Genomic DNA, 3,884 nt, shown 5'->3' with positions numbered 1-3,884 from the left:
CTGCTTGGCGATATTGAGTGCTCAACCGGCGGCGGCCCAGCTTCCGGCGTTGCCCAGCACGCTGTACAGCACGGTACGCCTTGATCACCACGACCTCGCCCTTGAGGATGAAGACTGGCGCTGGCTTCGCCACAGGTCGGAACTGAAAATCGGTGCCCTAACCACAGAGTCGCCCCCCTTTCATGTCAGCTACAACGACAATCACTACGAGGGCATTACCGCTGATGTCAGCGCTCTGATTGGGCAGATGCTCGGGGTTCGCATCAAGATCGTGCCCTTTGCCACTCGGGCAGAGGCCATGCAGGCCTTACAAGCTGACAGCATCGACCTGCTGGGCAGTTACAGTTCCGAGCAGCCTGCCGACGCCATCAGGTTTACCCGACCTTTCGCCGAGGGTCGGTTGGCGCTGTTCAAACGCAATGATGAGTTGCGCAGACCACCCTCCAATCTGGCCGGATTACGAGTTTCTGTGACCCAGGAACACAGCACGCAACTGCAGTCACGCTTTCCCTTGGCCCATCTGGTGGTCTTTCCCACCCATGACGAAGCCATAGCCGCAGCGGCCTTTGGTCGTACCGACATGTACGTGGACGATCTCCTCAGCGCCTACTTCCGCATCAATCGCTCCTACTACGACTATCTCAAGTTCGAGCGCTTCGCCGACTTTTCCCAGGGTGGCTACAGCTATGCGCTCCAAGAGAACAACCAGCGCCTGCTGCGGATTCTCAACCAGAGCATTGACGCTATCGGTAAGGAAAAGCTCCTCAGCCTGAGTCGGCGCTGGGTAGGTAGCGGCTTCATTCCGTCAGACGAAAGGGTGACACTGACACCGGAAGAGTCGCGCTGGATCGCCCGCAATCCGGTGATACGCCTGGTGATCAATGACGACCTGGCGCCCATTGCCTTCTTCGATGCCAGCGGTATCTTCTCAGGCGTCACTGCCGAGTTGCTGGAAGTGATATCCCAGCGCACCGGACTCTACTTCCAGGTCACCGTTCGCAACGGCGGCTACCCGGAGCAGATTGAAGCCTTGCGCAAATCAGAGGCCGACCTGGCCATCATGACCGCCAGCGCGCAACGTGAGGACAACCTGCGCTTCACCCGCCCCTTCCTGACCAGCCCTTTCGTCCTCGTGACTCAGACCGACAAGGAAGGCAAGGCACAACGACCAGGAAACCTGACAGACAAGCGCTTGGCCATCCCTACCGGGCACGTGACACTGCAACATGTGCGCAAGCTCTATCCGAAAGCCGAAGTGATCGAAGCCGGCGCCTCGCTGGACGCCATGAACATGGTCTATGCCGGCGCCGCCGACGCTGCTGTGGTGTCGTTGCCGGCTTCGCGTTACTACATTGTCCGTCTGTTCCAGAATCGCCTGGCTATTGCCGACCTGATTCATACCAGCCAGGCAACCGCCAGTTTTGCCGTGCGGCGAAGCGATTCGGAGCTGCAGTCCATCCTCGACAAGGCCCTGCTCAGCATCCCGGCGGACGACTTGAACGCCATCGCCAACCACTGGCGCTCCCCCCCGGGCATGAGCAGCGAAACCTGGCGCGACTATGCGTTGATGATCGCCGAAATCATTGCCGGTGCTTCGTTGCTGCTCCTGCTCTCGCTGCTCTGGGTCGTCTACCTGCGTCGTCGGGTCAAGGCCGAGAAAACCCTCAATGAGCAATTGCGCTTTATCGAAACCCTTGCCGAGAACATGCCTCCGGCCCTCTATATCCGGGACATCGAAGGCAACATGCTGTCCTGCAACCGCAGCTATCTGCAGAGCGTCGGGCTAAGTGCCGAAGAAGTCTTGAACAAGACCGTGCGGCAACTGCCCGATGAACACTTTGCGGCAGAGCCCGACCTGCACCGGAACTACCTTCAAGCAATCAACGACGGCAAGACCATTACCTCCGTGTATGCCGTGCAGTTGCAGGGCAAGGACGTCTGGATCGAGCACTGGATTCAGCCATTCCAGGACGCCAACGGTGTCACCAAAGGCGTGATCTGCGGCTGGCTGGACATTACCAAGCACCGTCATCTGGTCCAGGAGCTGAAGGAGGCGAAGAATCTCGCCGACGAGGCCAGCCGGGCCAAGACCACCTTCCTGGCCACCATGAGCCATGAAATACGCACGCCGATGAACGCCATCATCGGCATTCTGGAACTGGCGCTCAAACGCGCCGACAGCGATCGGATCGAGCGTTCCAGCATTGAAATCGCTTACAGCTCGGCCAAAAGCCTGCTGGAGCTGATCGGCGACATCCTCGACATCGCCCGCATCGAGTCCGGACGCCTGAGCCTCTCGCCCAAACGCGCCAACCTGCGCGAACTGGTGGAGTCGGTGGCCCGGGTATTCGAGGGACTGGCCCGGCAGAAATGCCTGAGCCTGATCCTCGAGATCGACTCCAGCATCAACGGCGACGTGCTGGTGGACGGGATGCGCTTTAAGCAGATCCTTTCCAATCTGGTGAGCAATGCCATCAAGTTCACCGAAGCCGGCTTTATCAAGGTGACCATTTCCGGCGATCTGGTGGAAAACTCTTTACTGCGGGTCGGGCTCAGTGTTGAAGACTCGGGAATTGGCATTTCCCCCAGCAGCCAGCAGCGTCTGTTCCAACCGTTCGCCCAGGTAGAGCGCAACGTGCAGAACATCGAGGGCACTGGCCTGGGCCTGGTGATATGCCGCTCCTTGTGCGAAATGATGGGTGGCCGGGTATCGATGAGCAGCGCCCTGGGGCATGGCACTCGTGTGGATGTGGAGCTGCGCCTGCAAGTACTGGAGCGGGTGGCCACCTCTGAGCGTCCGCCTCAGGTCAAGAAGCGCCACATGTACCGTTTACAGATTCTGGTGGTGGACGATCATCCGGTGAACCGCCAGGTCCTGCAGCAGCAGCTGTGCTTTCTCGGACATGACGTGTTCGAGGCGGAGAATGGCCTGGAGGCATTGCATCTCTGGCGCGAGCAGGACTTTGACGTGATCATCACCGACTGCCACATGCCCATCATGAATGGCGCCGAGATGACCCGGGCGATCCGCCAGGATGAACGGGACAACGCCAGCGAGCCAATGATGATCATCGGCCTGACCGCCGACGCCCAGCAGGAGGAAGTGGAGCGCTGCATCCAGGCAGGCATGAATGATTGCCTGATCAAACCCATCAGCCTGGATGAGCTGGAGGATCGTCTGCTGTCCATGGGACAGGCCGATGAGGGTGAGCGCGAGAACCTCCAGCCCCCGAAGCCAGCCAGTCCCCGCTCTCCTAGGGTATTCGATCTGGAGTCCCTGCATACCCTGGTGGGCAGCGAGCCGACGATGTTGCATCGTATTTTGAGTGAGTTGCTCAGCAACAATCGCACGGATATGCAGAGCCTCGACACCTTGCTCCAGGAGCAGGCGATAGCCGAGCTGGCAGAATTGGCGCACCGCATCAAGGGCGCTGCGCGCGTGGTCAAGGGCGAAGAATTGGTGGAGAGCTGTCGCCAACTGGAAGATGCCTGCCTGAGTCCCGACCTTTCCCTGGACATGGTCACGGAAGGCGTGGAACAGGTGAAACAGGCCATCGTCACCCTCGAACAGCGCCTGCTTGAGCAACGCAGGGTCTGGGAAGAACTGCCCCTCGACTGACAACAAGGGGGCCGCCTTCCGGGCGGCCTCTGGATTCAGCGTTTTTTTGCAGACAAACGAAAAAGGGCACCTCAAGAGGTGCCCTTTTTCGTGAATATGGTCGGGGTAAGGGGATTCGAACTCCTGACATCCTGCTCCCAAAGCAGGCGCGCTACCGGACTGCGCTATACCCCGGTAAAAAAAAGGCACCTTCTAGAGGCGCCTTCTTCGAACAGTGCTTTTGGCCTCTGTTCTTAAGATTCGATCCCAGCGCTAACTGGTTTCA

The 3,884-nt window shown here is 59.2% G+C and carries 1 protein-coding gene and 1 tRNA gene; one reads left to right on the top strand and one right to left on the bottom strand.

The genetic code is table 11. The features are described from left to right. Positions 1-3,619: transporter substrate-binding domain-containing protein (locus BLX41_RS08350; protein WP_404942750.1), on the top strand; the 3,619-nt coding region annotated here is incomplete at its 5' end. Positions 3,620-3,716: 97 nt separating this feature from the next. Here BLX41_RS08350 and BLX41_RS08345 read toward each other — a convergent pair. Next, positions 3,717-3,793 (bottom strand) — tRNA-Pro (locus BLX41_RS08345). Between the last annotated feature and the right edge of the window lie 91 nt (positions 3,794-3,884).

The organism is Pseudomonas protegens, assembly GCF_003732485.1.
Lineage (GTDB): Bacteria > Pseudomonadota > Gammaproteobacteria > Pseudomonadales > Pseudomonadaceae > Aquipseudomonas > Aquipseudomonas protegens_B.
Note: the sequence above shows the minus strand (reverse complement) of the source record. Positions and strands in the feature narration are given on the sequence as shown.